General features: G+C 35.9%; 28 protein-coding genes, 1 tRNA gene and 1 pseudogene. 15 read left to right on the top strand and 15 right to left on the bottom strand.

Annotation, left to right across the window (positions count from 1 at the left end):
* Nucleotides 1–140 precede the first annotated feature (140 nt).
* The 7 genes from ABL518_RS06200 to gpmI all read left to right on the top strand — a co-directional run bounded on the left by ABL518_RS06200 (nt 141) and on the right by gpmI (nt 6,211).
* Nucleotides 141–584, top strand: coding sequence for a PAS domain-containing protein (locus tag ABL518_RS06200; protein ID WP_010962890.1), 444 nt, complete (start codon nt 141–143; stop codon nt 582–584).
* Between the two features lie 98 nt (nt 585–682).
* A complete protein-coding gene (gene rpmI / locus ABL518_RS06205) occupies nt 683–889 on the top strand; it encodes a 50S ribosomal protein L35 (RefSeq protein WP_007548610.1) in 207 nt (68 codons plus the stop codon).
* A gap of 20 nt (nt 890–909) precedes the next feature.
* Nucleotides 910–1,275 (top strand): 50S ribosomal protein L20, encoded by a 366-nt coding sequence (rplT, locus tag ABL518_RS06210; protein WP_006279340.1) that lies wholly within the window; start codon nt 910–912, stop codon nt 1,273–1,275.
* A 12-nt stretch (nt 1,276–1,287) separates the two neighbouring features.
* Complete coding sequence (gene fmt, locus ABL518_RS06215; RefSeq protein WP_095742767.1) at nt 1,288–2,187, top strand: methionyl-tRNA formyltransferase; 900 nt, start codon at nt 1,288–1,290, stop codon at nt 2,185–2,187.
* Between the two features lie 80 nt (nt 2,188–2,267).
* Complete coding sequence (gene purH, locus ABL518_RS06220; RefSeq protein ID WP_010082407.1) at nt 2,268–3,779, top strand: bifunctional phosphoribosylaminoimidazolecarboxamide formyltransferase/IMP cyclohydrolase; 1,512 nt, start codon at nt 2,268–2,270, stop codon at nt 3,777–3,779.
* A gap of 806 nt (nt 3,780–4,585) precedes the next feature.
* A tRNA-Asn gene (locus ABL518_RS06225) sits at nt 4,586–4,657 on the top strand.
* A gap of 33 nt (nt 4,658–4,690) precedes the next feature.
* Nucleotides 4,691–6,211 carry a 2,3-bisphosphoglycerate-independent phosphoglycerate mutase gene (gpmI, locus tag ABL518_RS06230; protein ID WP_010082408.1) on the top strand — a complete coding sequence of 507 codons (1,521 nt, stop codon included), beginning with the start codon at nt 4,691–4,693 and terminating at the stop codon, nt 6,209–6,211.
* Nucleotides 6,212–6,250: 39 nt separating this feature from the next.
* On the opposite strand, the gene fabD is transcribed toward gpmI, so the two are convergent.
* Entirely contained in the window at nt 6,251–7,231 is a 981-nt protein-coding gene (gene fabD, locus ABL518_RS06235; protein ID WP_348994376.1) for an ACP S-malonyltransferase, read from the bottom strand.
* 128 nt (nt 7,232–7,359) lie between these two features.
* Here fabD and rpmE point away from each other — a divergent pair, with 128 nt between their 5' ends.
* The 4 genes from rpmE (at nt 7,360) to ABL518_RS06255 (ending at nt 10,079) form a co-directional block, all read left to right on the top strand.
* A complete protein-coding gene (rpmE, locus tag ABL518_RS06240) occupies nt 7,360–7,563 on the top strand; it encodes a 50S ribosomal protein L31 (protein ID WP_007548602.1) in 204 nt (67 codons plus the stop codon).
* A 38-nt stretch (nt 7,564–7,601) separates the two neighbouring features.
* The gene (locus tag ABL518_RS06245) at nt 7,602–8,396 is read left to right on the top strand and encodes an NAD kinase (RefSeq protein WP_010082410.1); all 795 of its coding nucleotides are present in this window, start codon (nt 7,602–7,604) and stop codon (nt 8,394–8,396) included.
* An 83-nt stretch (nt 8,397–8,479) separates the two neighbouring features.
* Entirely contained in the window at nt 8,480–9,835 is a 1,356-nt protein-coding gene (locus ABL518_RS06250) for a hypothetical protein (RefSeq protein ID WP_070356931.1), read from the top strand.
* A gap of 103 nt (nt 9,836–9,938) precedes the next feature.
* A complete protein-coding gene (locus tag ABL518_RS06255) occupies nt 9,939–10,079 on the top strand; it encodes a hypothetical protein (protein ID WP_215409485.1) in 141 nt (46 codons plus the stop codon).
* Here the strand turns inward: ABL518_RS06255 and ABL518_RS06260 are convergent.
* From ABL518_RS06260 to ABL518_RS06305, 12 genes and pseudogenes are all read right to left on the bottom strand, one after another.
* The gene (locus tag ABL518_RS06260; RefSeq protein WP_080717620.1) at nt 10,076–10,240 is read right to left on the bottom strand and encodes an IS3 family transposase; all 165 of its coding nucleotides are present in this window, start codon (nt 10,238–10,240) and stop codon (nt 10,076–10,078) included. The two genes, ABL518_RS06255 and ABL518_RS06260, sit on opposite strands and share 4 nt — an antisense overlap.
* Complete coding sequence (locus ABL518_RS06630; RefSeq protein WP_156768648.1) at nt 10,230–10,394, bottom strand: DDE-type integrase/transposase/recombinase; 165 nt, start codon at nt 10,392–10,394, stop codon at nt 10,230–10,232. The genes ABL518_RS06260 and ABL518_RS06630 overlap by 11 nt, the downstream gene beginning before the upstream one ends.
* Nucleotides 10,395–10,478: 84 nt before the next feature.
* Nucleotides 10,479–10,820, bottom strand: a complete 342-nt coding sequence (locus tag ABL518_RS06635) for an IS3 family transposase (RefSeq protein WP_081420820.1) — start codon at nt 10,818–10,820, stop codon at nt 10,479–10,481.
* 51 nt (nt 10,821–10,871) lie between these two features.
* Nucleotides 10,872–11,135 (bottom strand): transposase, encoded by a 264-nt coding sequence (locus ABL518_RS06265; protein WP_010082386.1) that lies wholly within the window; start codon nt 11,133–11,135, stop codon nt 10,872–10,874.
* A gap of 18 nt (nt 11,136–11,153) precedes the next feature.
* Entirely contained in the window at nt 11,154–11,429 is a 276-nt protein-coding gene (locus tag ABL518_RS06270) for a transposase (protein WP_010082387.1), read from the bottom strand.
* A 42-nt stretch (nt 11,430–11,471) separates the two neighbouring features.
* Nucleotides 11,472–11,852 carry a helix-turn-helix domain-containing protein gene (locus ABL518_RS06275; RefSeq protein WP_007549224.1) on the bottom strand — a complete coding sequence of 127 codons (381 nt, stop codon included), beginning with the start codon at nt 11,850–11,852 and terminating at the stop codon, nt 11,472–11,474.
* Between the two features lie 89 nt (nt 11,853–11,941).
* Nucleotides 11,942–12,774 (bottom strand): IS5-like element ISWpi1 family transposase gene (locus tag ABL518_RS06280; protein ID WP_095742620.1). Its coding sequence is split into 2 segments (ribosomal slippage): nt 11,942–12,405 and nt 12,405–12,774, totalling 834 coding nucleotides; the frame shifts between segments, so codons are not numbered across the junction.
* A gap of 60 nt (nt 12,775–12,834) precedes the next feature.
* Nucleotides 12,835–13,095 (bottom strand): annotated as a pseudogene (locus ABL518_RS06285) (double zinc ribbon domain-containing protein); the annotation flags it as partial.
* Nucleotides 13,096–13,322: 227 nt separating this feature from the next.
* Nucleotides 13,323–13,637, bottom strand: coding sequence for a hypothetical protein (locus ABL518_RS06290; RefSeq protein ID WP_010082388.1), 315 nt, complete (start codon nt 13,635–13,637; stop codon nt 13,323–13,325).
* A gap of 54 nt (nt 13,638–13,691) precedes the next feature.
* Nucleotides 13,692–16,487, bottom strand: coding sequence for an excinuclease ABC subunit UvrA (gene uvrA, locus ABL518_RS06295; protein WP_095742771.1), 2,796 nt, complete (start codon nt 16,485–16,487; stop codon nt 13,692–13,694).
* Nucleotides 16,488–17,103: 616 nt separating this feature from the next.
* Complete coding sequence (locus tag ABL518_RS06300) at nt 17,104–17,616, bottom strand: hypothetical protein (RefSeq protein ID WP_022626376.1); 513 nt, start codon at nt 17,614–17,616, stop codon at nt 17,104–17,106.
* 95 nt (nt 17,617–17,711) lie between these two features.
* Nucleotides 17,712–20,810, bottom strand: coding sequence for a phosphoribosylformylglycinamidine synthase subunit PurL (locus ABL518_RS06305; protein ID WP_348994377.1), 3,099 nt, complete (start codon nt 20,808–20,810; stop codon nt 17,712–17,714).
* A gap of 99 nt (nt 20,811–20,909) precedes the next feature.
* On the opposite strand from ABL518_RS06305, the gene ABL518_RS06310 reads away from it, so the two are divergent.
* Entirely contained in the window at nt 20,910–23,708 is a 2,799-nt protein-coding gene (locus ABL518_RS06310; protein WP_010082350.1) for a WPE palindromic element domain-containing protein, read from the top strand.
* Entirely contained in the window at nt 23,699–23,833 is a 135-nt protein-coding gene (locus ABL518_RS06315; RefSeq protein ID WP_256437677.1) for a hypothetical protein, read from the top strand. Before ABL518_RS06310 ends, ABL518_RS06315 begins: the two co-directional genes overlap by 10 nt.
* On the opposite strand, the gene ABL518_RS06320 is transcribed toward ABL518_RS06315, so the two are convergent.
* Both ABL518_RS06320 and ABL518_RS06325 read right to left on the bottom strand, forming a co-directional pair.
* Nucleotides 23,834–24,226: a transposase gene (locus tag ABL518_RS06320; RefSeq protein ID WP_010081852.1), complete on the bottom strand. Its 393-nt coding sequence runs from the start codon at nt 24,224–24,226 to the stop codon at nt 23,834–23,836. It abuts the gene before it with no gap.
* 212 nt (nt 24,227–24,438) lie between these two features.
* Complete coding sequence (locus tag ABL518_RS06325) at nt 24,439–24,669, bottom strand: transposase (RefSeq protein WP_227738638.1); 231 nt, start codon at nt 24,667–24,669, stop codon at nt 24,439–24,441.
* On the opposite strand from ABL518_RS06325, the gene ABL518_RS06330 reads away from it, so the two are divergent.
* Together ABL518_RS06330 and mraY are read left to right on the top strand one after the other, a co-directional pair.
* Nucleotides 24,565–24,900, top strand: coding sequence for a hypothetical protein (locus ABL518_RS06330; RefSeq protein ID WP_251371802.1), 336 nt, complete (start codon nt 24,565–24,567; stop codon nt 24,898–24,900). The two genes, ABL518_RS06325 and ABL518_RS06330, sit on opposite strands and share 105 nt — an antisense overlap.
* A gap of 58 nt (nt 24,901–24,958) precedes the next feature.
* Nucleotides 24,959–25,939: a phospho-N-acetylmuramoyl-pentapeptide-transferase gene (mraY, locus tag ABL518_RS06335; protein WP_010963043.1), complete on the top strand. Its 981-nt coding sequence runs from the start codon at nt 24,959–24,961 to the stop codon at nt 25,937–25,939.
* Nucleotides 25,940–25,945: the final 6 nt, after the last annotated feature.

A 25,945-nucleotide genomic window follows, 5' to 3' on the forward strand; every position in this document is an offset into this window, starting at 1 on the left:
TAATAAGTTGTAATGGAAATAAAATCAATACCACTCTCTAGATCTCAGAACTTCTAGTGACATGCACCTTGTGGTAAGAAAAAATCAATATATTCACGATAAATTTACCTCATATCTGTGTTTTATATGTGGAAATTGGAATGGAAATTTATGTAGGCAAAGAAAAAAGAATAGCAAATGTGGTGACTCAACACTGGAATGACATAAAAGGATCAGACAGAGATTGGCCAGAAAGGCATGAAATAGACACTGCAGAAATAATGGAATCATGGCAGCATTGTTTTGTCATTGAAGTCAAGGATCAAGGTTATATTTGTGAAAATGCAGGAGAAAAGGCTGTTGAATTCTATGGTTTTGAGAAAAAGACGCGCATTGATAATAAGTATGCAATTGATGCACCATTTTTGCGACTATATAAAATAGATGCAGTTATTGATAAACTTGATACTGTAATAGAGAGTAAATGCCCGATCAATGAAGAGGAAGAAAGTGAAAGTGTTAAAATGAGGCAAGTATTGTTGCCACTTGGGAATAAAGAAGGTATAACACACATATTGGGCGTAATTACTTTTAAACTCCTTTAATATACAATTTTAATTTGATTCTTTAATAAAATTATTTATACTAATGCTTAATTACTATTAAAGAACTCAATAGTAGTGCTTGTAAATTTATTTGGAATATGAAGAAAATAAAATTAAAAACCAAATCTTCTGTGAAAAAGCGCTTTCACCTTACAGCTAAGGGTAAAGTTATTTCTACTCAGTCAGGCAAAAGGCATGGCATGGTAAAGAGAAGTAAATCTAATATTCGTAATCAGCGCGGTACAACGATTCTTGGTAAATCTGACTCGCGTATAGTTAAGCTTCATATGCCTTACGGTATTTAACAAAATGGAGGTAAAATAAAATGGCTCGGGTAAAACGTGGAGTCACTACTCACGCTCGTCATAAAAAAATATTGAAACTGGCAAAGGGTTATAGAGGGCGTGCAAAAAGCTGTTATAGAATTGCATTACAAAGAGTTGAAAAAGCACTGCAATATGCTTACAGAGACAGAAGAACCCGTAAACGTGATTTCCGTAGCTTATGGATAATACGTATTAATGCAGCAGCAAGAGAGCATGGGCTTACTTATGGTAGGTTTATGCATGGTCTTACACTTGCCGGCATTGATTTAAATAGAAAAATTCTTGCTGAGATGGCAGTTAATTATAAGGATGATTTTGCCAAATTAGTAGAAACTGTAAGTGGTAAATTAGCGGAGAATTCTTAAAGCAAAAACACCATGAGAATTATTTTCATGGGATCACCAGGATTTGCTGTTAATTCTCTGAGCTTGTTACTGAAATCAAAGAGCGAAGTGGTGGCAGTATACACCAAGGCTCCAAGACCTTCGGGGCGTGGACAGAAGCCAACGAAATCTCCAGTACATGTTATCGCTGAAGAAAGTAACATAGAGGTATGTACTCCTATCTCTCTAAAGTTCTCGGCAGAGCAAGAAAAATTTAGAAATTTCAAGCCAGACGTTGCGGTTGTTGCCGCGTATGGATTGATACTTCCAAGAGAAATTTTGAATATTCCTAAATATGGTTGTATTAATATTCATCCTTCATTACTACCAAGGTGGCGTGGTGCAGCCCCGATACAGCACACAATTTTAGCAGGAGATCAAGAAACCGGGGTTAGCATTATGCAATTGGATGAAGGATTAGATTCCGGCACTATTTTAAAACAGGAAAAATTTCTTATCGAAAAGAACGATAATTACAAGACATTGCATGATAAATTATCTAAGCTAGGCAGTGATTTACTGCTGAAAGTGCTAAACGAAATTGAAAAACAGCTTCCCTTAAAACAGAACGATAACGATGCATGTTACGCTGACAAAGTGGAAGACTATAAAATTTATGCAAGTGATGCTTGTGAAGTTGCTTATAGAAAAGTTAAAGCGTTTTACCCAAAAGCATTCATTAAGATAGAAAATAAACGTATCAGGATACTTGATGCTGACTTTGAAGCTCTCGCTTCAGAACAAGGTAAGATTGTTAACGATAATATGCACATAAGTTTAAAAGGTGGCACTTTAATTCCTAAAGTTGTACAAATGGAAGGGAGAAATCCTTGCAGTATTGAAGATTTTATTCGTGGCTTGAAATCAAGCATGGTAAAAAAATTTATAGAATAGGCTGCTTTAAATTAGTGTAGAAATGTAATAGCTAAATTTCCTTTTCTTAGATATAATCTTAAAAAACTTTCCATATAAAAATGAAAATAAAAAGAGCTTTAATATCAGTATACGATAAAACGAATATAATTGATCTTGCATCGTTTTTAACGCAGCAACAAATAGAAATTCTTTCAACGGGCAATACTTATAAAGTGCTATCTAGTGCAGGAATAAAAACACAAGAGGTCTCAGATTACACACAATTTCCAGAGATACTGGGTGGTAGAGTAAAAACTTTACACCCTAAAATTCATGGAGGCATACTTTGCAATAGAGAAAAACACAAAACGGAAATACAAAATCTAGGTATTGAGCCAATAGAACTGCTTATAACTAACCTATACCCATTTTGGGAGACAGTAAGTAGCGGCTCAAATGAAGAGCAAATTATAGAACAAATTGATATCGGCGGAGTGGCGTTAATTAGAGCTGCAGCAAAAAACTTTCGTTTTACTTCAGTTATTTCTAGCATTCAAGACTATGAAGCACTGAAAGCTGAGATGATAGAAAATAACAATAAAACAACATTGGAATATAGAAAACACTTAGCAACCAAAGCATTTGCTCTCACTGCACACTACGATTCTAATATTCACAGTTGGTTTTTATCCCAGAGTAAAAATAATGAGTTACCAGAGTTTTTTGCTCTATACGGGCATAAAGTACAAGAACTCAGGTATGGTGAAAATCCCCATCAAAAAGCTGCATTTTATAGTAATCAATTTACAGAATATCCGTTGGAAAAACTACATGGAAAAGAGTTGAGTTATAATAATATAGTAGATATAGAATCCGCACTTAACATAACTTCTGAATTCGAAGAACCTGCAGCAGTGATAATCAAGCATAATAACCCATGTGGCGCTGCTATTGGTAATAATGCTTTGGAGGCATATGAAAAAGCTCTATCGTGCGATGAAGTAAGCAGTTTTGGTGGTATAGTTGCCTTAAACCGGGAGATAGATTTAAAGCTAGCAGAAAAATTAAACGAGATATTTTTGGAAGTAGTGATAGCACCATCGGTAAACAATGAGGCACTAAAAATTTTACAAAGAAAGAAAAATTTAAGAGTGATTATTCATAAATCTTTTCAACAAAATGTGAAATACCAAACTAAAAATGTTGTTGGTGGGTTTTTGGTGCAAGAAAATAATGACCACACAATAAAAGCAGAACAAGTAACAGAATGCACTGCAACAGACAAAGAAAAAAAAGATCTTATTTTTGCCTGGAAAATATGTAAGCATGTGAAATCCAACGCAATAGTTATAGCAAAAGATGGTTGTGCTATTGGCATCGGTGCAGGGCAAACAAGCAGAATAGATAGTGTGAACATTGCAGTGAAAAAAGCAGGTGAAAAATGTAAAGGTGCAGTGCTTGCTTCAGATGCATTTTTTCCATTCCCAGATAGCATAGTAGAAAGTGCAAAACATGAGATTACAGCTATAATTCAGCCCGGCGGCTCGCTGAAAGATCAAGATGTGATAAAAGCTGCAAATGAAAATAAAATTGCTATGTTTTTCACTGGCGTTCGCAGTTTTTTCCATTAGGCTTTGTGTCTTATCGTCATACCGCCACAAACCGTCATACCGCGATTCATTCGCGGTATCTCTCAACATAGATCCCGCTAGCGGGATGACAAATATACCGCCGCGGCGCTAACAAGAGATCCCGCTAACACGTAGCGGGATGACGAGCTTATCGTGCTGCCACGAACCGTCATGCCTCTGCGAACCGTCATACCGCGATTCATTCGCGGTATCTCAGCCGCTAACAAGCAGCGGGATGACGGTTGTTGTTTAGCTACAAACGTTAAGAAATTTACTAAATGAAAAAAAAGGCAAAAGAAGCCCTGAGGTTATTATCCGCTTTAAAATATTGGCGTTTTTTATGTTTTAAACGCTTGACAAGCGAGATTCAGCCGCTTTTAATTGCAACTAACCTACGCTGCAAATGTTTAAGAAATTTACTAAGCAGAAAAAAAGACAAAGAATCCCCGAGTTAGCTAGTCTTTTACTATCTCTGTCGAGTATTGGCATTTTTTGATGTCTTGTAACGCTTTATAGGCGCGTTCAGCTTATTTAGATAAAAATCTAGATGTAGATGAAGTTTTGTAAAGACATACAGTATCTATACACTGCAAAAAATTGAACATAAGACGCCGATACATTAAGTAATCCTTACCTTTTAATCTGCAGATTGGCGAAAGCAAATACAATAGCTTCAGCCTCATGATAAGAGGGCTGGCGGAGTTTGTCAAGTAAGTTTTTTTGTTTCTATGGGTCAGTTGGACTTAAAGTCTACACAAAAAACGTTTACAACCAACGTTCAACATGGTAAACTAAAAACGGTTTATTCCTCGGTAGCTCAGTGGTAGAGCAGTTGGCTGTTAACCAATTGGTCGCTGGTTCGAATCCGGCCCGGGGAGCTCTTCTCTGTGAAATTCTAGTGTTGATTTTATATGAACATTAAATCAGTGGTTTTATGTATACTAGATGGCTGGGGAAATGGAATAGAGAATAATAAATACAACGCTATCAGCAACGCAAATCCACCCTGTTGGCAATATATTAGCTCTAATTATCCAAAATGCAGTTTATCCGCCTGTGGAGCTGATGTGGGGTTACCTGGTGGTCAAATAGGTAACTCAGAAGTTGGCCATATGAATATTGGCAGTGGTAGAGTGGTAATACAAAGCCTTCAGCGCATTAATCAAGAGATTGGAACAATAGAAAACAATGTAAATCTACAAAGTTTTATTAATGATCTAAAAAGTAAGAACGGAGTATGCCATATAATGGGATTGGTGTCCGATGGTGGTGTTCATTCGCATCAAAAGCATATTTCAACTTTAGCAAATAAAATATCACAGCATGGAATAAAAGTGGTGATACATGCATTTTTAGATGGCAGAGACACATTGCCAAATTCAGGAAAAAAATGCATTCAAGAATTTACAAAGAGTATAAAGGGAAATGACACAAGAATTGCTACTGTTTCTGGGCGTTACTATGCTATGGACCGTGACAACAGGTGGAAGAGAACAATCGAAGCTTATGAGGCTATCGCATTTGCAAAGGCACCTTGTCATGATAATGCAGTATCGTTGATTGAGAATAACTATCAAAATAACATAACTGATGAGTTTATCAGGCCCGCAGTAATAGGTGATTATCAAGGTATAAAACCAGAAGATGGAGTGCTGTTGGCTAACTTTCGTGCTGATCGAATGATACAATTAGCAAGTATTTTGCTTGGCAAAACAGATTACGCTAAGGTAGCAAAATTCTCTTCAATTTTAAGTATGATGAAGTATAAAGAAGATCTCAAAATTCCTTATATTTTTCCTCCTACTTCTTTCGCTGATACTCTAGGACAAACAATAGAAGACAATAAATTACGACAATTACGTATCGCCGAAACCGAGAAATACGCTCATGTGACTTTCTTTTTCAATTGTGGAAAAGAAGAACCTTTCTCTGGTGAAGAAAGAATACTCATTCCCTCACCAAAAGTTCAAACTTACGATTTGCAGCCCGAAATGTCAGCCTTCGAGCTCACAGAAAAGCTTGTAGAAAAAATTCACTCCCAAGAATTCGCACTGATAGTTGTAAATTACGCTAATCCTGATATGGTAGGGCATACAGGTAATATAAAAGCAGCCGAGAAAGCTGTGCTAGCTGTAGATGATTGTCTTGCGAAAGTGCTGAATGCTGTTAAAAAGTCAAGCAACACCGCATTAATTGTTACTGCAGACCATGGTAACGTGGAATGTATGTTCGATGAAGAAAATAATACACCTCATACAGCACACACTCTAAATAAAGTGCCATTTATTGTGTCTTGCGATAATCTAAAACTAAGAGACGGAAGGTTATCTGACATTGCCCCTACTATTTTACAGCTACTTGGAATTAAAAAACCAAACGAAATGACAGGCAGTTCGTTGATTTCTTGCATTACCCTCTGTCATTCCAGCTAGGCAGCGTTATGCACCGGAATGACATCAAATAGATGTGTTTTAACTTAATCCAACTTTTAAATTTTTCGCTGTTAGTACTAATGATTCATTAAAGAAGCTGTCAATATCACCAATACTATCTATATTTTTTGTACTGATAGATTGGTCAATTCTTTTGACCAAATTAGATAAAACTTTATTAGGGCCAATTTCAACAAATTTGTTAATGCCACGGCTTGACATATACAAAACCATTTCTCTCCATTTCACTCTGCTTACAACTTGCTTGGCGAGTAAAGTTTTTATAACTTTGGGATCACTCTCCTCTTTAGCTGTAACATTTGATATCAAAGGAACTATAGGACGGGTTATTTTAATACCCTTCAAAAACTCCAAAACTTTTTCATCAGCAGGTTTCATAAGAGATGAATGAAAAGGCCCACTAACCTGTAATTTAATTAGTTTCCTCACACTCGAGTTTTTGAATAAATCGGGTAACATTTCAAGAGCTTCTCTAGTGCCACTTATAACCACTTGTCCGCCACCGTTATCGTTTGCAATTTCACAAATTCCTTCAATTTGAACTGATTTCAATATATCTTCCACTTCATTTATCTCTGCTCCAAGCAACGCAACCATTCCGCCTTTACATTTCAGTGAAGCTTCATGCATTGCTTCGCTGCGAACTTTCAGCAGCTTGATTGCAGACTCAAGCGTTAACGCTCCTGCAGCACACAGCGCTGTATATTCGCCAACTGAATGCCCACAAACATATTTAACATTGTGATCAGTGAAAAGAGATTTGCCAAACACATGCTCCATAACACGTAGCATTGCAATTGATACTGCCATTATAGCTGGCTGAGCGTTTTCTGTAATGGTTAATTCTTCAATAGGACCGTTGAAGATTAAATGAGACAGCTTTCCATCCAATATGCTATCTACTTCATTAAATACTTGTCTTGCAACAGAAAACTCACTATATAAGCTCTTTCCCATTCCTACAAACTGAGAGCCCTGACCGGGGAAAGCAAAAATCATGATAGTTATTATTTATTCCTTATTAAATATACTACTTTATTTATTTTTTGTCAATATTTTAGAATAATGATTGACTTAGTGAATTAAGTTCACTAGAATATTAGCTGACTAAAAGTTTATAAACAACAATGAATTATCATAAAATTATTATAGTTATGACAGACGGTCAAGAGTTTGAAACTCGTTCCACTTATGGAAAGGAGGGAGATAGGGTAAAACTTGATAGAGATCCTCTTACTCACCCTGCATGGACTGGAAGTTTGACAAGCGGGTTAGCAAGTAAAACTAGCAAATTAGCTAAGTTTAACGATAAATATGGAAGCATTTTCTAATTCTCCTCCTCTTTAAGTTTTAGAGAGTTTACTGAAGCATGCATAAATACAAAAATATAGGCTATGTTGCTTCTCCATCACCAAAATCGCGGGAAGTATCTAAACTATTAAAGAAACTTAATTTTATCAATATAACAGAAGAAAATAAGTCCGAAATCGATCTATTGATAGTTGTTGGCGGTGATGGCTTTATGCTACGCACTTTGCACAATTACGTCATAGAAAATAAAAACATGCATGTGTATGGGATAAACACTGGCAATGTTGGGTTTTTGATGAATAAATGCTTTAGCTGCAGTGAAGATTTAATTGATCATATAGAGCATGCAACTTCAACTCAGTTAACTTTGCTAAAAATGGAAGCAACAGACACAAGTGGCAAGAGATATCATTACATAGCAGTAAACGAAGTATACGTTTTTAGAAAAGCGAACCAAATAGTAGAGATGAATATTACTATTAATGATAAGCTAAAAGTAGAAAAATTTAGAGGGGACGGAGTAATATTATCTACCCCCACAGGCAGCACTGCATACAACTTCTCTGCCGGTGGCCCAATCTTGCCGCTAAATTCAAATTTACTTGCACTCACTTCTATCAATAGCTATTACCCAAGGCATTGGAATGGAGCGTTAATATCAAACGATACAATCGTACAAATTGACATTAACGACACAAAAAACCGTCCAGCACTTGTAGTATCAGATTACAAGGAGTTTCATAATATATCACAGATAAAAATACAAAAAGACCACGAAAACACAATAACTTTGCTTTTTGACAAAGATTACCCTCTGAATGAAAGAATCTTTGATAGACAATTTCTATACTAATAATTATCCGTAAATTGGTATTTACTATATCTTAATAACTATAGCGTAATCAATGCAGCATAGTAATTAATTTTGGAGTGAATATGCCTGGACCAGTAAATGAAGAACAAACAGTAACATTAATTTCTTCCACATCAATAAGTGAAGATGGCGAGATAACACCAGGAATTTTACCAATACCAGCACTTAGGACAAGTACCCCGAAAAAAAATGATGAAAATACAGCTTTAGAAGCTTTGTTAGAGGAAGAATTTAAAGAGAAAAAAAACAGCAATGCTAATTCAAGAGATCCGTTAACTCTTGAGACTCAAGTATCACCTCCTTCCCTAGAAGAAACAAAAGGTGAAGAAACTCATGTTGACGTGCCACAAAATTCAACTCTAAGCAGATCCCCTTCTCAAGAGACAGTATTTGATGATCCTGATGATCTTGATAAAACATTAACACGGTTAAGCAGAGAATCAAGTAACAAACTTAGCAATGTACCTTCAACTTCTCCACCATCATATAAGACAGATGACTCTGAAGAGTCTTTGTCACTAAATTCTGATGTAGGTGGCACAACAAATAAAAAAACAAACAGATTCTTGCCAAGAGCAAAGTATTCCATGCAGCAGAAGGGCTTTATAATTTTTACTGCAAGTGCTATTATACTCAGTATATCTGCAGCTTTATTATATTTACAAGATAAAGCAAAATTTATTGCATTTTTTACAAACAGCCCAAAATATATCACTATACCAGTTATCGCACTTGCTGCATTGCTTGCAATTGGTCCAATATTTTTTGCAACAAGGCAATTTATAGATACTGAAGAACATTCCATTCAAAAAAAAGATGCGGATAAAATTTTAGCTGAGGTGTTGGAGCACCAGCCAAAAGATAAAGCTATAAAATCTGTAAGACTGGAATATAGCAATGGCACTCATTCAAATTTTGTACTTAATGCTTGGGAAGCTAAACAAGGCTTCACTAACATTGACGAAAAAGTAATTACTAGAACTAATAAAATAAAATCAGTAATTAACGACAGACCAATATTTACTGCATTATTTACTGGTGTAGTTGCTGCAAATATAGCGTTTCCTCTAGGGCTACTTGCAACACATGGTGTTAATGGTGTACAAAAATTTTACCAAAACCCTTTGACTAATAACATAGGATTATCATTACTTATAGGTTCTGGTATACTTGCATTATCAATTATATGTCTTGGCGTGCATTATTATAGAAAAACAAATTGCACTAACCTTATATATTCTGAAGAAGAGATTGATCCTAAAGATGTTAATGGGAAATTCATTGAGGAAATAAAACGAGAAAGAACAAATGTTCTTGGGGAAAATCACAGTAAAGACGCTAAACGCAGCAGCTTAACGCTTGAGCAAGTTGTGGTTCAATCTCATAATTGTAAGGATATTGTTTATAGTGTCGGTTAATAAAATGCATGATATAGCTAGTGCAGCCCTACGTCATACCGCTGCAGACCGTCATACCGCGATTCATTCGCGGTATCTCTAGATCCCGCTAACACGTAGCGGGATGACGATTGTCAGGGTAGCACCTCCCTCCCCTGTCATCCAAGTAGCTGACAGACCTTACCCAGAAAAAGTGGAGAGAAAGTTTGGAATGTTTTTCACAAAGAGAATGATGAATCAAAATGCTCAGGAATGCAATAGTTAATAGTGACGTTGTTTGTTATAAAAAATTTCTATATATTCAAATATAGCAGTTTTGATATGCTGTTTAGAGTGCCGAGAGGTGTCTATTGGTAACTCCCTTTTTAGAGAACTGAAGAAGCTTTCCACAACAGAATTATCGTAACAACAACCTTTATAACTCATCTATGTTTTTTATGGATAAGAGATATTGATAACCTTGCGAAGTATATTGTGAACCTTGATCACTATGTAATAGTAGATTTTTGGCAGGTTTACGCTTGTTAACGGCCATTAATAAAGAGTCCATAACCAATTGTTTATTTATTGAACTGCTCATTAACTACCATGCGTGAATATAGATCGATTATTGTTGCCAAATATAGCCATCCTTCTTTGGTTTTTATATAAGTAATCCCATACTTTATTTGGTTGATCGACAATAAAGTTTTGGTCTAATATATTGGGAGCTACTGTCCGTTTGTTGTTTCTTAATTTTAAATTTTCTTCTCAATATAGCCTGAATACCATTTTTCTGCATAATACTTTGCACTGTTTTTAAGTTGCAACTTTTACCCAAAGCCTTCAATTCAGCATGAATTTTAGGAGCTCCATATCTACATTTAGAAACTTGATATATTTTTTGAATAGCTGCGAGTAGCTCTTTATTTGCTGATTCTCTACTGCTTATTTTTCTTGTGGTCCACTTATAGTAGCCACTAGCAGAAAATCCTACATAATTCCTGTACTTTATAGCAGTTACTATGCTCTTTTATAAAAAAATATTTTACTCTTTTTGACTGGCCAGGGCTTTTTTTTAAATGTCTCTTTCCCTTGTTACTCTTGCTAACTCTCTTTGTAAATCAAACCTCTCTTTGTCGTAAGGAGCCATGTTACCTCTACCTGGAAATGCATCTGCTGCCGACTTTTTTTCGTTGTGTTTCTTTATCCATTTTCCTAATAAACCACCCTTTATTCCTAAATCCTTTGCTATTTTTGTAATTGTTTGACCTGCCTTTCTTTGTTCATTTGCCAGTTTAACAGCTTCCAATTTGAATTCTGCCGTATATTCTCTTGCCATTTCTAATCCTCCAAAATTTTATTTTACCCGAAAAAACTCCTTTCTTTCTCTCCACTTTTTCTGGGTAAGGTCAGTCTGTCCAGGTTCCAAGATCGGTGTCAAAAATTGCTCAAACCATCCATTAAAAACATCCATATTACAGTGGCCTTCAAAGGTTAACGGAACAACTATCTTTCTTCCACTTAAGGCTGCAACCATACTGATTCGTTGAGTTTTCTTTCCAGATTTTAAGGCATAAAACCGCTGTCCTTTCTGGCAATATCCGTAGTTCGGTGTTATCAATGCCAGACTCATCTATATACACTAAGTTTTTAGGTTCTTTTGTCGCTATAATTTTCAAAAATTCAGCACGTTTTTCTTCGTTTCTTTCCTTGTATCCATATGTCTTTTTTTGCGCGTAAATCCAATTTTTTTAAGGGCTCGATAGATCGTTTGGATACTAACGTTGTTCCAAAGTTTAGCCATTTCCGATAGAGTCTTTCCTCCGTGTTCTCTGGCAAATTTGGCAAAGGTATCCCAGTCGGTAATTTTGTGATTGTAACCCCCATTTCCAAGTTTTTTTGATTGAAAGTCTCCTGTTTCTTTTCTTCTTTGCTGCCACTCCCATAAAGTAGTTCGTCCAATCTTAAATCTTGCTGCCACTGTTTCTCTGCTTTCTCCTTCGTCTAGCGCTTCCATTGCTTTTTTTCTTAAATCATAACTATATGCTGCTGGCATTCAACCTCCTTATCATCATCTACCCTTATCCTATCACATCCGGACTTTTATGGAAAGAGCTATAAGAGGTTGTCCAGAAACAAGTAAATTCAAGCATATTCCCTCTTTAACATAACCCTACTCATAGCTAGGTATATGAAATTCTCAGTGGATGTTGTGAGTAAATCATACTCCTTCGATAGCCTTCTATTCCTATTAACCCAAGCAAAAGTCCTTTCTACAACCCATCTTCTTGGCTGTACTTTAAACCCTTGTTCTCTTGTTGGTAGTAGCTCAGGTGGCGTATCTTTGTGCACCCAAAATCTACATGGAGGCCTTTTAACAATTTCAATATCTATGTCATATTCTTCCTTTATGTGATTCTTTAAATTTCTTCCTTGGTATCCCATGTCAGCCCACATTTTTTTAACTTTAGTATATTTTGTTCTCATATTGTTTAATGCTATTTTAATACCATCTCTATCATTTTCGTTAGCAGCGCCTACGTAACAACCTAGTATAAAACCCTGAGTGTCTGTAATTATATGCCTTTTTCTACCCTTTACTTTTTTACTTCCATCATAGCCTTTGATCCCCCCTTTTCTGTAGTCTTTACAGATTGACTATCTACTATACAGGCACTCGGCTGCTCATTCCTTCCTATTTTTCTTCTACTATATTTTGTAATTTCATAATTCATTTTCTCAAAAATTCCCTGCTTCTTCCATTGCCTGAACTGCTCATACACAGTCTTCGATAGCGGAAAATCATTTGGTAAATACCGCCATTGACACCCTGTACGCAATACATAGAAAATTGCTTCTAATATTTCTTTTTTGCTATACTTTGGCAGCCTTCCTCCTTTCTTGTATGATACTCTGAAGTGTTTTTCTATTCTTGCCCATTCCCTTTCGCTTAGATCTGTTGGATACTTTTTTCTCATCTTTACCCCGTACTAAAATTTCAGATATTATAGCCTTTTACTTGTTTCCGGACAACCTCTCATGTTTCTACTATGTTGATCATAAGCAAAAACTGATCTTAATACTTTAAACGGTGGAGGATTGATGATGCACTTACCACACGTATAAATATTGTCTGAGATTACTACGCCACAAACATTGCAGTAATGCTTAGTTAGAAAATTGATTTTTTTGTTGCATTCACTACACAGATTAAGATTTTCATCAATGATACATTCGCAACTTACGCATACGCTTGGAAATATGAGATTTGTAGCTTTTTTTAGTAAGAGAAGGTTCACAACTCATTAAATATATTATAAAATAATTTATATAGTATAGCTAAAGTAACTTAAGCTTACACTCTTTCACTTTTTATTCCATTTCAATATAGTTCAAACTGAGCCACTGCTGGGTGCTGTAGCTAGTGCAAGTCAGGTTTTCCTACGTCATACCGCCGCGGTATCTCTAGATCCCGCTAACAAGCAGCGGGATGACGAATTTGTCGTTTATCAAATCGTCGGTAAACCTAAGTCACTTTAGTTATAGTATCAAACATAAAGGTTGCAATATTATGTTGGCTGCTAAAATAGCACCAAGTGCACACAATGAATACACTTTCTCTGCCCTGTGACCCACGTTTATCATTATCTTGATAATACTTGTTATAATTGTCTTTACTCTCAACTCCACAAATTACATCTTTCACAGGTCCTAGCACATTATCAACGTAACGTACAGATTTATAGAAACTATTTTCTGGAACTAGTGTGTTATCTTCTGCTTTCTTAGCAGGTACAACTCCATATTCAACGTACCTTCTAAAGTATCGATATACTGACATTCTTATCTCCAAATCATAAATATGCAACCTAGCCTAATATAATTAAGAAATAGTTTATAATAAATACGTTTTAAGATACCTGCCTGTAACACTTTCTGGAATTTTTACCACTTCTTCTGGAGTTCCAGTAGCAATCACTTCTCCGCCTTTTATTCCGCCCTCTGGTCCGATGTCTATTATATAATCTGCAGTTTTTATAACGTGCAAATTGTGCTCGATAACTATAACAGTGTTTCCCAGATTGACTAATCTATGGAGTATTTTTAGTAAGTTATTTATATCTTCAAAGTGTAATCCAGTTGTTGGCTCATCAAGAATATACAATGTTCTTCCGGTAAATCGTTTTGATAGCTCTTTGGACAGCTTTATTCGTTGTGCTTCACCCCCAGACAACGTTGTTGACGACTGTCCGAGTTTTATATAGCCAAGCCCTACTTCCTGCAAAGAAACCAACTTTTCTTTTACCATTGGAAGGTTTTCAAAAAAATCACAAGCCTGATCTATCGTCATATCAAGCACATCAGAGATTGATTTTTCTTTATAAGTAACTTCCAATGTTTCCCGATTATACCTTCGCCCTTTACATTGCTCACACTTCACATAAACGTCCGGTAGAAAATGCATCTCTATCTTTAAGTGCCCATCACCTTTACAAGCCTCACACCTTCCCCCTCTGGTATTAAATGAAAACCGGCCTATGTTATATCCCCTTGCTTTTGACTCCGAAAGACCTGCAAACCAATTTCTTATATGAGTGAACATACCAACATATGTTGCTGGATTTGACGCAGGAGTTCTACCAATTGGCGACTGATCAACTTCTATAACTTTATCTATATATTCAAGGCCTTCTATTCTATCACACTGACCATACCTTGCAGACGAATGATGTATCTTATGTGCTGAATATTTATATAACGTTTCTATGACTAAACTTGATTTTCCCCCTCCTGATATTCCAGTAACACAAATAAGATTCCCTATAGGAAATTTAACGTTTACATTTTTTAAGTTATTTTCACATGCATTTATTACTTTTATGAACTGAGTTGCTTGCTTTCTTCTCCTTGGAATTAAAATTTTTTTCTCTCCACTCAAATATTGCCCTGTTATGCTCCCTGAATTTCTTTGCACCTGGTCTGGTGTTCCTTCTGCAACAACTTTTCCACCATTTACGCCAGCTCCAGGACCAATATCAATCGCATAATCAGCAGCCATTATTGTATCTTCATCATGCTCAACAACGATTACAGTGTTACCCATGTCTCTTAAGTTTTTTAGTGTGGCAATTAACCGATCATTATCACATTGATGAAGGCCAATCGAGGGTTCATCAAGAACATATAAAACCCCCGTTAATCCTGAGCCAATTTGCGAAGCAAGTCTGATCCTCTGACTCTCACCGCCAGAGAGAGTGCTAGATTCTCGATCAAGCGTTAGGTAATTCAACCCTACATTCTTTAAAAATGTTAGCCTCTTGATTATTTCACTTAGTATTTTATTTGAGATTTGCTTCTGTTGTTCTGTGAGCTTGTCTGGCAAATTTTCAAACCACTTAAGGGATTCATCGATACTAAGCCCTGATATTTCACCTATATGTTTGCTATCAATTTTTACTGTAAGCGCTTCTTTTCTCAATCTATAGCCAGTGCATTCTCTGCAGTGAGTGACAGAGCAATATCGCTCAACAAGTGTTTCATCATAATCCATCTGGTTCTCCAAGATACTGATCAAACCTTGAAATTTATTAGAGCCAAAGAGTATCATATCTTTTACTTCTTGATCTATGTTCTTCCACGGAATATCAAGGTTAAATTTGTAGTTTTCAGCCAGTGATAGAATTGCACTTTTTAGAAATCCATAACCTGTGTGCACTTGGCGGAACATTGATCCCACTGGCTTTAAAGCACCCTCAGATATTGAAAGAGTTTCATCCGGTACTATTAGCTTTATATCAACACTTAGTTTTTTACCAAGCCCATTACACGAACCACATGCACCGTAAGGGCTGTTAAAAGAAAATAATCTTGGTTCTATTTCCTCAAGAGTGAAACCAGACTCGGGGCATGCAAAATTCTCTGAAAAAGTCAGAATTTGACCATTTTTATACTCGGAATTATGGTTGTCAGGTAGGTTTACTATTTCTACATACATTAGACCATTACCAAGTTTTAGTGCGGATTCTATACTACTTGGCAGTCGATTTCCTATATCGCCCAATATTGATATTCTATCTGCAACCACAAAAACGTCGTGTTTCTTGTTCTTATCGAGTTTAGGCAAGTCATCTACATTGTACACTTCACCATCTATTTTGAACCTTACGTAACCTTGTCTTTTAATTTCCAATATCTCTTTAAGATGTTCTCCCTTTCTACCACGCACAACAGGGGCAAGTATATATATCTTAGTTTCTAAAGGTAACGCAATTATAGTGTCTACAATTTGAGACACCGTTTGTTTTGTTATTGGTAATCCAGTTGCAGGTGAATAAGGAACTCCTATTCGTGCATATACTAAGCGCAAGTAATCGTAAATTTCGGTAACAGTTCCAACTGTTGACCTTGGATTTTTTGAGATCGATTTCTGGTTGATAGATATTGCAGGAGAGAGACCTGTAATCGACTCAACATCTGGTTTATCCTGAATGTTGAGAAATTGACGCGCGTAAGCTGACAGGCTTTCAACGTACCGGCGTTGGCCTTCTGCATAAATCGTATCAAATGCAAGGCTAGACTTGCCAGAACCACTTAGCCCAGTTATAACAACTAGCTTATTTTTCGGTATATTGACGTCTACACCTTGCAGATTATGTTCCCTTGCGCCCTTAACTCTGATAAAATCGTCCATATTATACTATATAACGTATTAACCATTATAGCCTCAAAATACGTGCATTTATAGTGATATATTGATTTTCTATTGATTTTTTCAACTGTTACGGAAAATTAGGCAGCGTTTGATAAATCGTCATTCCGCTACTTGTTAGCGGCTGAGATACCGCGACGGTATGACGGTTAAGTAGGCCAGTGCCCCTATGATGTCATCCCAGTGTCAAGCACATAGCTGTACGAACGTTGTAGTTTAGGAGCAATTCCCACCAGTGGGCCAGTGCCCAGACACTGGTTCTATGCAACTTAATTAAAAACGTTTGTTTTAGCGTAAGACAACTACCTTTAGCTCATCAGCTCAGTTATAAGCAAAATTTCTGGATTCCAGACTGGAATGACACCATTTGCTGTGCAATTTACCTTCAAAAATGAATGTTCGTACAGCTATGTGTCAAGCACTGGGATGACACCATTCTTTTTTCTGGATTCCAGACTGGAATGACACCCCCCTGATAGGCTCAAATCATAATGTTTGTACAGTTGTGGGTTTAGGCTACCTATAAATTCTAAACTGTTGTTACGGACCAAATACACCCCTAGGACCCAAAGTCAGTTTAGCTATATCAGAAAACAGGTTATGTGGAAATCTTAAAATACTTCTTGTTTGCCAAGCAAAATAAATACATTCCTACAAACAAACAGATGCTCAATACTGACGCATAAGAAAACTTAAAAATTAAGTCTCTAGTATATATTGATAGGCATTTACCTGCAGAAAATTTGTATAGTAATCCAACACATACAACGGCACTATCAACCACTGATGCTATAATTAAAGTAATGAAATTTGCCATATGAAAATTCAACTTGGACTTCAATTTTTCAAAAATAATTATGCTTGAGAGAAGAGATACTAAAATTGCAGTATATGAAATCAATATCATCAAATTAAAACTTTGCCATTTAAAAACACAACATAGCGCTGTACACACTATTAAGTTGTACGTAGCTTTGCTTCTGCCATAAAATTCAACCATTGAATTTACAACTAAAGCAGCTCCCACAAATAAGGCAGCACATATCATCAATTTATTTGAAGTGTTGAGTAAAGAAAGACTGATAAACAGGAGTATCGATAAAATAGACATAATTACCTACCCAAAATTAATAACATACATTCATTCTAAATAAACATTACATATAGTAAAAGAGTTATTTAGCATAATAAGAAAAATATTTTATATTAGCATGCCACATCTTTCAGATCTACTTTTAAAACATCCTTTATGTTTAGCACCTTTTTCTCTGTTACTTTGCCAATACATGAATAAACTGCACCTTCAAACAATTCTTCAAACCTCTTCTGATTTTGTGGTGCAATAGTAACCAAAATTCTACTTTGCGATTCAGAAAACATTATTATCTTGTTTATTATGTCTGTATTTTGTATTTTTCCTATTGGCACTAGTGAAAGATCGATTTCAGCACCAAGGTCTCCTGCAATTAGCGATTTTGCCAGAGCAATAACTAATCCGCCTAAGTTTGGTGCAATTGCAGAGGCAATTATGCCATCTTTTATTGCCTGGTTGTAACGCTCATACAACTTCCTAGCGCTCTTTGCATCAACTTTTGGTACGTTGTTATTACCTATTCCACTATATAACTGATATTCAGATCTACCAAGTTCATCAAGTGTTTCTCCAAGCACATATATCAAGTCCCCTGGCATTTTTACATCAAGCGATACCGCATTTTCAATATTTTCTATAATTCCAATTGCTGAGATGAGTAATGAAGGTGGTGCAGAGATTATCACTTTCTCGCCATTTTCATCATATCCCTTGAAGTCATTGAACATACTGTCTTTTCCGGATATGAATGGTGTTTTAAATGCAGTTGCGAAGTCGTAACAAGCCTCTGCAGCTTTCTTTAGTTGCCACAACCTTTCTGGATTATAAGCATCACACCAACAAAAATTGTCGAGCAACGCTAGATGATTTATATTTCCTCCTGCGGCTACATAGTTGCGTATCGCGGTGTCAATTGCACATGCTGCCATGTGGTAGGTGTCAATTTCTCCATAACTTGAGCCAAATCCTTGCGATTTTACAACACCTTTATTTGAAGAAAGGATTGGCCTTGAAACAATAGCTTCACTGCACACTCTTCCCTTGCCCTGCAGTGGTTTCAGCACTGACGACCCTTGAACCTCATGGTCATATTGCACCACTATGAACTCTTTGCTGCAAATGTTTGGTCTGCTCAGCATTTCTTTTAGTTCAATTGCTAAAGAAGGCGAACTTGTTGTCATTCCAGCGCATAGCGCTGGAAGCCCCTTAGACCACGGTTTCGTCTGTAAATGCACTTTGGGATTACCATCATGCAGAAATTCAGTTTCGATGTCCATTATTACTGTCCCTTCAGGACATTTAACAACAGCTTTACCACTCTCATTAAACTCTCCAATCACACAAACCTCCACATCATGTTTTTTCATGATTTGCTTAAACATAGGGAGATTTTCTTCTGGCACTGCTAAGGTCATTCTCTCTTGTGATTCTGATATCCATATTTCCCACTGAGCCATACCATCGTTTTTAAGGAGAACCTTGCTCAAATCAACTTCAAATCCGTCTTTTCCCATTTCACCAATAGACGACGACAGCCCACCTGCTCCGTTATCCGTTATTGCATTATAAAGATCAAGATCTCTTGCTTTTATGACGGCATTGGATAATTTTTTTTGTGTTATAGGGTCACCAATTTGCACAATTGTTGAAGGGCTATTTCCCGATAAAGCCTCTGAAGAGAACGTTGCACCGTGAATTCCATCTCTTCCAACTCTTCCGCCAATAATTACAATCTTATCGCCATTTTTTGGTCCTTTAATGTGTGAAGGTGCATTATTTATATTGCGTGGAATAATTCCAATGCTTCCGACAAAAACTAATGGCTTGCCACAAAATCTATCGTCGAAATATACCGATCCAAGTTGTGTTGGAATACCAGAGCAATTACCAGCAACATTAACACCGTGAATCACTTCTTTCATTATATATTTTGGCGGTAAGATCTCATCAGTGCGCTCTTTATCCCTATAAAATTTGCCTTTTGCTTCTTTGGCAAAGCAAAAGTAATAGGTATTCATTATAGGCTCTGCGCCTTTCCCGAAACCCACTATATCGCGATTAACTCCAAGCACTCCGGTCATTGCTCCACCAAATGGATCAAGAGCTGAAGGGCTATTGTGAGTTTCAACTTTATCTACAATCAAGTAATCGTCATCAAAAATTATTCCTCCTGCGTTGTCGGAGAAAACTGACACGCATATGTCAGAATTTATCTCACGCGTTGCACGCTTAATATAATGAGCATATAGACCGTCTTTTATTTCATCAATAGGGGAGCAAAAAATATTGTGTTTACAATGTTCAGACCAAGTCTGTGCCAGAGACTCAAGTTCAATATCATATGGATTTCTACCAAGTTTTTTAAAGTAATCCTTTATAGCTTTCATTGCTGCCAGCGAGAGCCCTAAAGTGCCATTACCATCGATTCCATCTCTGCTGATTTTCTCAAGTTCTTGGTCACTTACATTTAAATCAACAGATTTAGCCCCATTACTACTTGATATCACTCCAGTGCTCTCTTTTGTCATCCCAGCCTTTTTTTCTGTCATCCCAGTGCTTGACACTGGGATCCATTCTTTTTTTTCCTGGTCACGCGCTGGAATGACACCGGAGTGGGTATTTAATGACTTATATTTACCATAATATTTCCAGCTATAGTTATTATTTTCTTTACAGATAAGTGTGCAATACTCAGTGATGGGGTTGAACTCTTGTTTTATATCATCTTCGGTTGGTAAAGCTCCTTGACTTAGAATCAATTTTGAACTTCTTGCTTTGATCTCAATTGGTGTCATTCCAGCGCGTGACGCTGGAATTTGCGTTTTCTCTTTCTGGATCCCAGTGTCAAGCACTGGGATGACAAAAGAAGGGGCTGGGATGACAGGCTGGTCGATATAGCCTTTGCTTATTAAATACTCTCTAACAATTTGTTTCACTGTGTTGCCTACATTATCGGTCATGCCAGGTAGGAAGCTTATTTCCAAGCCCCACTTTGCTTGTGGTTCTATGAAATCATACGGAACTTCTTCAAGGTTTTCATTGTAGGAATAATAACGGCAGTCTTGTATGACTTTATTATAAAATAGCCCGCAAATTTCTTCATATAATTTGGATGGTAATTCTTTGCGTATGTAAATCGAGTAAACGTTGACTAACCATCTGCAGCCAATTTGCTCGCATTTATTTAAAACTTCTATTCTAATGTTTGCCATGTAATGTTATAAAAAATTTTAATATATAATAGCATACAAGCACGTTTATATTTTGAATAATTTCTATACAATAAAATATTGTATTAATTGTTACTGTTAGTGGGAAGAGTTTTTACCGTTAATGTGGATGAATCTCTTTTTGATGTGCTGGTTCAGCACATATTTTCTGAATATGAAAGAGAAAAAATTCCTGAAGTAAAAATCATACTTCCTTGCAAGAGGGATGTGATAGCGCTGCTGAGTGCATTCAAGAATCATAACGCTAAAAAATGCATAATTTTGCCAGAGATAGTTTCGCTAGAGAATATTGATGAGGAAGATTTAATATTAAATCTTGATAGGGTTAAAGTTATCAAGCCAACAAAAAGGACACTGCTACTCATTCAATTCATATTGGAGTGGAATAGAAAAAATAATGATAATTTTCCAATTGATTTAGCTTATAGCCTGCCATCACTGCTTGATAAAATTCAATCTACCCAAACAACGGATTGTTATCAATTTGATGAACATTCAAAAAAAATAGAGAATTTCATAAGCTTACTCACTGAGACTTGGAGTAAAACTTTAAAAGATTTAGAAGTAGTAGATATATTAAAACATAAGAGTGATTACATAAACAATATGATAATCTCTTTACAAAAAGACCAATATATAATCTTTGTTGGAATTGGAAAGGATAAGTCGTTAATTAGGGCTATATATGATCTGCCATTTGGAAAAATAATTTTGCCTAACTTGAATTTGAAAATTAAAGAGAAAGACTGGAAATCGCTTGATAAAAAACATTATCAATATTGCCTGAAAGATCTGCTCGATTATTTAAAAGTGGATAGAAGGGATGTGAGTTTTCTGCCAGAAGCGTGTTCTCCAGTGCCCAGACACTGGGATCCAGAAAACTTAACTTTAAATGAGCGCACCAGGTGGCTGTATAATGAAAACTGGATCCCAGTGTCAGCTACTTGGATGACAGAAGAAAGGGCTGGGATAACAGGAAGTCCTGAGGAATATCTAGATTACGTCTTTGATACAACTGCCGATCTAAGCAAAGTTAGTAGTGGACATGTTGGCAATATTGAAGTCATCACTTGTGATTCCAGAGAGGAAGAAGCACAAGTGACATCATTAATTATAGAAAATGAAGGTTATGAAAACATTTCTTTGGTCGTCTTTGATAAATTACTTGCAGCTCGTATAGCATGTTTATCAAGGCAACACAGTGCCATACCGGAAAATTACCCTTATATAACGCTTCTGCTTTATAGTATCGAAGTTTTGACCTCAAATTGGAGCAGTGTGTCATTACTTTCGCTCCTTAAACATAGGCTAGTGACTTTTGGTTACACTCAAGAAGAGTACACTCGGATTTTATCTGAATTTGAAATAGAGATATTACGCAACTTTAGTACAAATGGTCTGAGCGATATTATAAATGCTATCAATGCCCATAAAAAGCTAAAATACAAAGAAGATATATTACTTATTATCAGTAAGTTAGAGGTTATATTTAATCCTTTACTTCGTTCTATAAATTGCTCTATTTTCGATGTGGTAGCAACTCATTTGCAGTGTATTAATATATTATCTGGTATAAATTTTTCAGAGCTAAATAGTGAAATAGGTAATTTTACCTGTAATTTCTCAAATGCATGTGAGGGTGTAGGAATTAAATGCTCCTTAGAGTTATATAGCCAAATTCTGACCTTATTTTTAGAGAAAGAGTTTTTCTTTGTAGCAAGTGACTTGAATAAATTCAGCTTATATCACAACAAAGTTGTAATACTTGCTGGATTTAATGAAGCGCCAAACTTTCAAAGTCCGCTTTTGAATGCACTTACGAGAGAAAAATTTAATCTTCCTTCTGCACAAGAAGAGCAGGGGTATTTTTTTTATACTTTACACAATTTGTTTTGTGCAAGTAAGGTTTATATTACAAGATCGCTAAGCCATAGAAAGCCAATTCTATTGCAGCGTTTGGAAATTCTACTCAAGGAGGGGAAGCAGCCGTATCGTGATTGGCTAAGGATATTAAATACGCCTGAATGTACTGTTCCATGTACTCAGCCTATGCCAAAACCTCAAACCGAAGTTAGAAAAGAAAAAATGCAGGTGATGTCTTGCAGTGCAATAGAAAAGCTAATTCGTAATCCTTATTCATTTTACGTTGAATATATACTGGGTCTTAAACAATTAAGAGACTTGAATTTCAAGCCATCGATATTGGAATTTGGCACTATGGTACACAACATTCTTGCAAGATATTTACGCAACAAAAAATCTCCAATGAGCATTGCACGAGAAGCATTCTCGACTAGTCAGTTTAATTTTTCAAATATGTGGTGGGTAAGACTACAAAAGATAATTCAATCTTTTGTCGAATTTGATGAAACTCGAAGCAATTATGTTGAGTGGGAAAAGAACTTTTCCTGTCCGATATTTCATATTCCAGCGCGTGACACTGGTTCTTGTGATCAGTATGAAACTGCTTGGATGACAAATAAGCCACAAGAAATTTCACTGATAGCAAGATGTGATAGAGTTGAGTATCTACCAAGTGGGCAAGTGGCAATTATAGACTATAAGCTTGGTACACCACCTTCCAATGAAGAAGTAATGTCGGGATTTTTTCCGCAATTAATTTTACAAGCCTTAGCGGTAGAACATATAACAAAAAGAGAAGTCTCAGAACTTGCTTATTGGAAACTTGATTATGATAAAATAAAAGTTATTTCTATACAAAATTATAGATACAAAATGCAAGAATTAAAAAATGATCTGCCTGGTTTTTTATCTAACTATTTAAGTAATTCCACACCCTTTATTGCCTCTCCATATTTTGATAAATTCCTGAGATTTAACAGCTATAAACAGCTAGAAAGGGTAGGAGAGTGGTTGTAAATGGTGTCATCCGAGTACCTGACACTGGTTTCCATCCAAAAGGGTGTCATCCCAGTGCCCAGACACTGGGATGGCTTTGTTGCATCACACTTTATGAGATGGTGATTTATGGTAAATTCATGTAACTATCTCAAATTTAGCCATACCAATATCAGTGAATTTATTAAGCAAGTAGCATTTAGTTCTTTTTCTCGATTTATCTCAGATTTATTCCTAAAACTAAATCCGAATATTTGCTTTAATCTTGAGAAAAACCCTTCAATATAAGATCTTTTCCCATAATTTACTTCTTTTTTCCATTCTTTCATGCCATCTTCACCGTATAATTTTATTAACCTAATAGCAGCATTCCTGTCAGACATATAATCTATTTCTGGATGTTCTGCCGCATTGTTTATTGGTGGAATTTTTGTCTTTATATCATATTCGTTACACAACTTATAAAACTTGTGCCTATCACATGCTCTATCTGCATATAGTGCTTTTATGGCATGCTGAAAATCAACTTCTTTTAGCAAATCACAAGCTCCATAGTGATCAGCCGTTACTGTATTTTACAGCTATGGCTTTTTTGTTGTTTATATTCAACATTACGTGCAATTTTCTCGTTTGCTCATAGCCACGATATTTTCTGTCAGTGCTATTTTCCTTGCTGTGTGTTGTTGTATATACTAATTCCTGTACTGTCTATAGCAATTTCGATATCTTCCATATTATTTTCTGCAATCATTTATCTTAATATTAAGTTTCTTTTGATGCTTGTGAATAGCTGCAAATCTCTTCCTATTTGTTGCAAATACCCTTTTATAAACCCGACTGTTTGTCTTAAACCAATTCTAAAGAAACTGACGATTATATGCACCAAAATCACAACTTTATCACTATAAATATAGTTGCCGCCCTGCATTTTTGGACAATTCTCGTACCAATTTTCTATGGCGTCATTGATATAACAAAAAATGCTTCCTCTTTCTTGGAGAAATTTGTTATATTCATGGCAGTTACTGACTCTCATTTTTTGTGGCATATTTTTTCTTCAACAGTTAAATCGCTATTTATAATGAATTTTGTCAGTAACTGCCAGTTCTTTTCACTTGAGCGATGCAACAAAGCCATTCCAGACTGGGATGACACCCTACTGATGGGCCCAAATCACAATGTTCGTACAGTTGTGGGTCAGGCTATAGGATGACAGAAGTTGACTTTATTAGCTATAGGTGGTATGACACTTAGTCAATTTAAGTAAGCAGATGATCTTAGCTACAAAAGTATTTTTTACCTCATTTGTTTTTGGGTTTATTCTTTTTCCCTATTTTATAAAGCTTCTAAAAAAAATAAGCAAAGATGGGCAACCAATTAGATCATGTGGACCAGAAAGTCATTTAATAACAAAAAAGAATGTACCACCTATGGGCGGAATAATAATACTGATTTCTTCTTTATTACCAATTTTACTCTGGGCTCAGTTAACACCAGAAATTTTGCTGCTGATATTGATAACTCTATTTTTTGCTCTACTTGGATTTATTGATGATTATTTAAAATTGAAGACAAATCACTATCGAGGTTTAAGTGCAAAAACCAAAATACTTATTCAGTTTATTGTTGCTCTGGTTGGTGTGTTTATACTTAAGCTATACTCTGCTGAATGTTTTACAAAAACGTCCCTATTTAAAGGAGTAATAATAGATTTTGGCTATCTATATGTTCCGTTTGCTGCGTTTGTAATTGTCGGCTCTTCTAATGCTGTGAATCTCACAGATGGTTTGGATGGCCTTGCTGCAACTCAAGTTATCACTTCCTTTGCTTTTTTGGGGCTAATTGCATATATAACTCAGGCAGATATGAATATTACTTTATTCTGCATTGCATTTATAGGAGCTATTCTAAGTTTCTTGTGGTTTAACACACATCCAGCAAAAATATTTATGGGTGATGTTGGTAGCTTGTCGGTAGGTGCGGCTTTAGGGTTAACTAGTGTCCTAATTAAAAGAGAAATGCTTTTTGCCATTATTGGAATAATCTTTGTAATAGAGACTCTATCTGTTATTATTCAGATATCATATTTTAAATATACAAAGTTTAAATATGGAGAAGGAAAAAGAGTTTTTCTTATGGCACCAATACATCATCACTTTGAGAAGAAGAGATGGTCAGAAAATGTAATCGTTATGAAATTTTGGATAATTTCTATTATCTGTTCAGTTTTTACTATAACTTTCTTATTATAAAAACCT

It is taken from the genome of Wolbachia endosymbiont of Drosophila willistoni (genome assembly GCF_040084705.1).
GTDB classification, from domain to species: Bacteria; Pseudomonadota; Alphaproteobacteria; order Rickettsiales; family Anaplasmataceae; genus Wolbachia; species Wolbachia pipientis.

Coding starts and splice junctions, on each gene's coding strand:
- ABL518_RS06200 (WP_010962890.1), top strand. CDS start 141: ATGGAAATTTATGTAGGCAAAGAAAAAAGAATAGCAAATGTGGTGACT.
- rpmI (WP_007548610.1), top strand. CDS start 683: ATGAAGAAAATAAAATTAAAAACCAAATCTTCTGTGAAAAAGCGCTTT.
- rplT (WP_006279340.1), top strand. CDS start 910: ATGGCTCGGGTAAAACGTGGAGTCACTACTCACGCTCGTCATAAAAAA.
- fmt (WP_095742767.1), top strand. CDS start 1,288: ATGAGAATTATTTTCATGGGATCACCAGGATTTGCTGTTAATTCTCTG.
- purH (WP_010082407.1), top strand. CDS start 2,268: ATGAAAATAAAAAGAGCTTTAATATCAGTATACGATAAAACGAATATA.
- gpmI (WP_010082408.1), top strand. CDS start 4,691: ATGAACATTAAATCAGTGGTTTTATGTATACTAGATGGCTGGGGAAAT.
- fabD (WP_348994376.1), bottom strand. CDS start 7,231: ATGATTTTTGCTTTCCCCGGTCAGGGCTCTCAGTTTGTAGGAATGGGA.
- rpmE (WP_007548602.1), top strand. CDS start 7,360: ATGAATTATCATAAAATTATTATAGTTATGACAGACGGTCAAGAGTTT.
- ABL518_RS06245 (WP_010082410.1), top strand. CDS start 7,602: ATGCATAAATACAAAAATATAGGCTATGTTGCTTCTCCATCACCAAAA.
- ABL518_RS06250 (WP_070356931.1), top strand. CDS start 8,480: ATGCCTGGACCAGTAAATGAAGAACAAACAGTAACATTAATTTCTTCC.
- ABL518_RS06255 (WP_215409485.1), top strand. CDS start 9,939: ATGACGATTGTCAGGGTAGCACCTCCCTCCCCTGTCATCCAAGTAGCT.
- ABL518_RS06260 (WP_080717620.1), bottom strand. CDS start 10,240: ATGAGTTATAAAGGTTGTTGTTACGATAATTCTGTTGTGGAAAGCTTC.
- ABL518_RS06630 (WP_156768648.1), bottom strand. CDS start 10,394: ATGAGCAGTTCAATAAATAAACAATTGGTTATGGACTCTTTATTAATG.
- ABL518_RS06265 (WP_010082386.1), bottom strand. CDS start 11,135: ATGGCAAGAGAATATACGGCAGAATTCAAATTGGAAGCTGTTAAACTG.
- ABL518_RS06270 (WP_010082387.1), bottom strand. CDS start 11,429: ATGAGTCTGGCATTGATAACACCGAACTACGGATATTGCCAGAAAGGA.
- ABL518_RS06275 (WP_007549224.1), bottom strand. CDS start 11,852: ATGCCAGCAGCATATAGTTATGATTTAAGAAAAAAAGCAATGGAAGCG.
- ABL518_RS06290 (WP_010082388.1), bottom strand. CDS start 13,637: ATGTCAGTATATCGATACTTTAGAAGGTACGTTGAATATGGAGTTGTA.
- uvrA (WP_095742771.1), bottom strand. CDS start 16,487: ATGGACGATTTTATCAGAGTTAAGGGCGCAAGGGAACATAATCTGCAA.
- ABL518_RS06300 (WP_022626376.1), bottom strand. CDS start 17,616: ATGTCTATTTTATCGATACTCCTGTTTATCAGTCTTTCTTTACTCAAC.
- ABL518_RS06305 (WP_348994377.1), bottom strand. CDS start 20,810: ATGGCAAACATTAGAATAGAAGTTTTAAATAAATGCGAGCAAATTGGC.
- ABL518_RS06330 (WP_251371802.1), top strand. CDS start 24,565: ATGCACCAAAATCACAACTTTATCACTATAAATATAGTTGCCGCCCTG.
- mraY (WP_010963043.1), top strand. CDS start 24,959: ATGATCTTAGCTACAAAAGTATTTTTTACCTCATTTGTTTTTGGGTTT.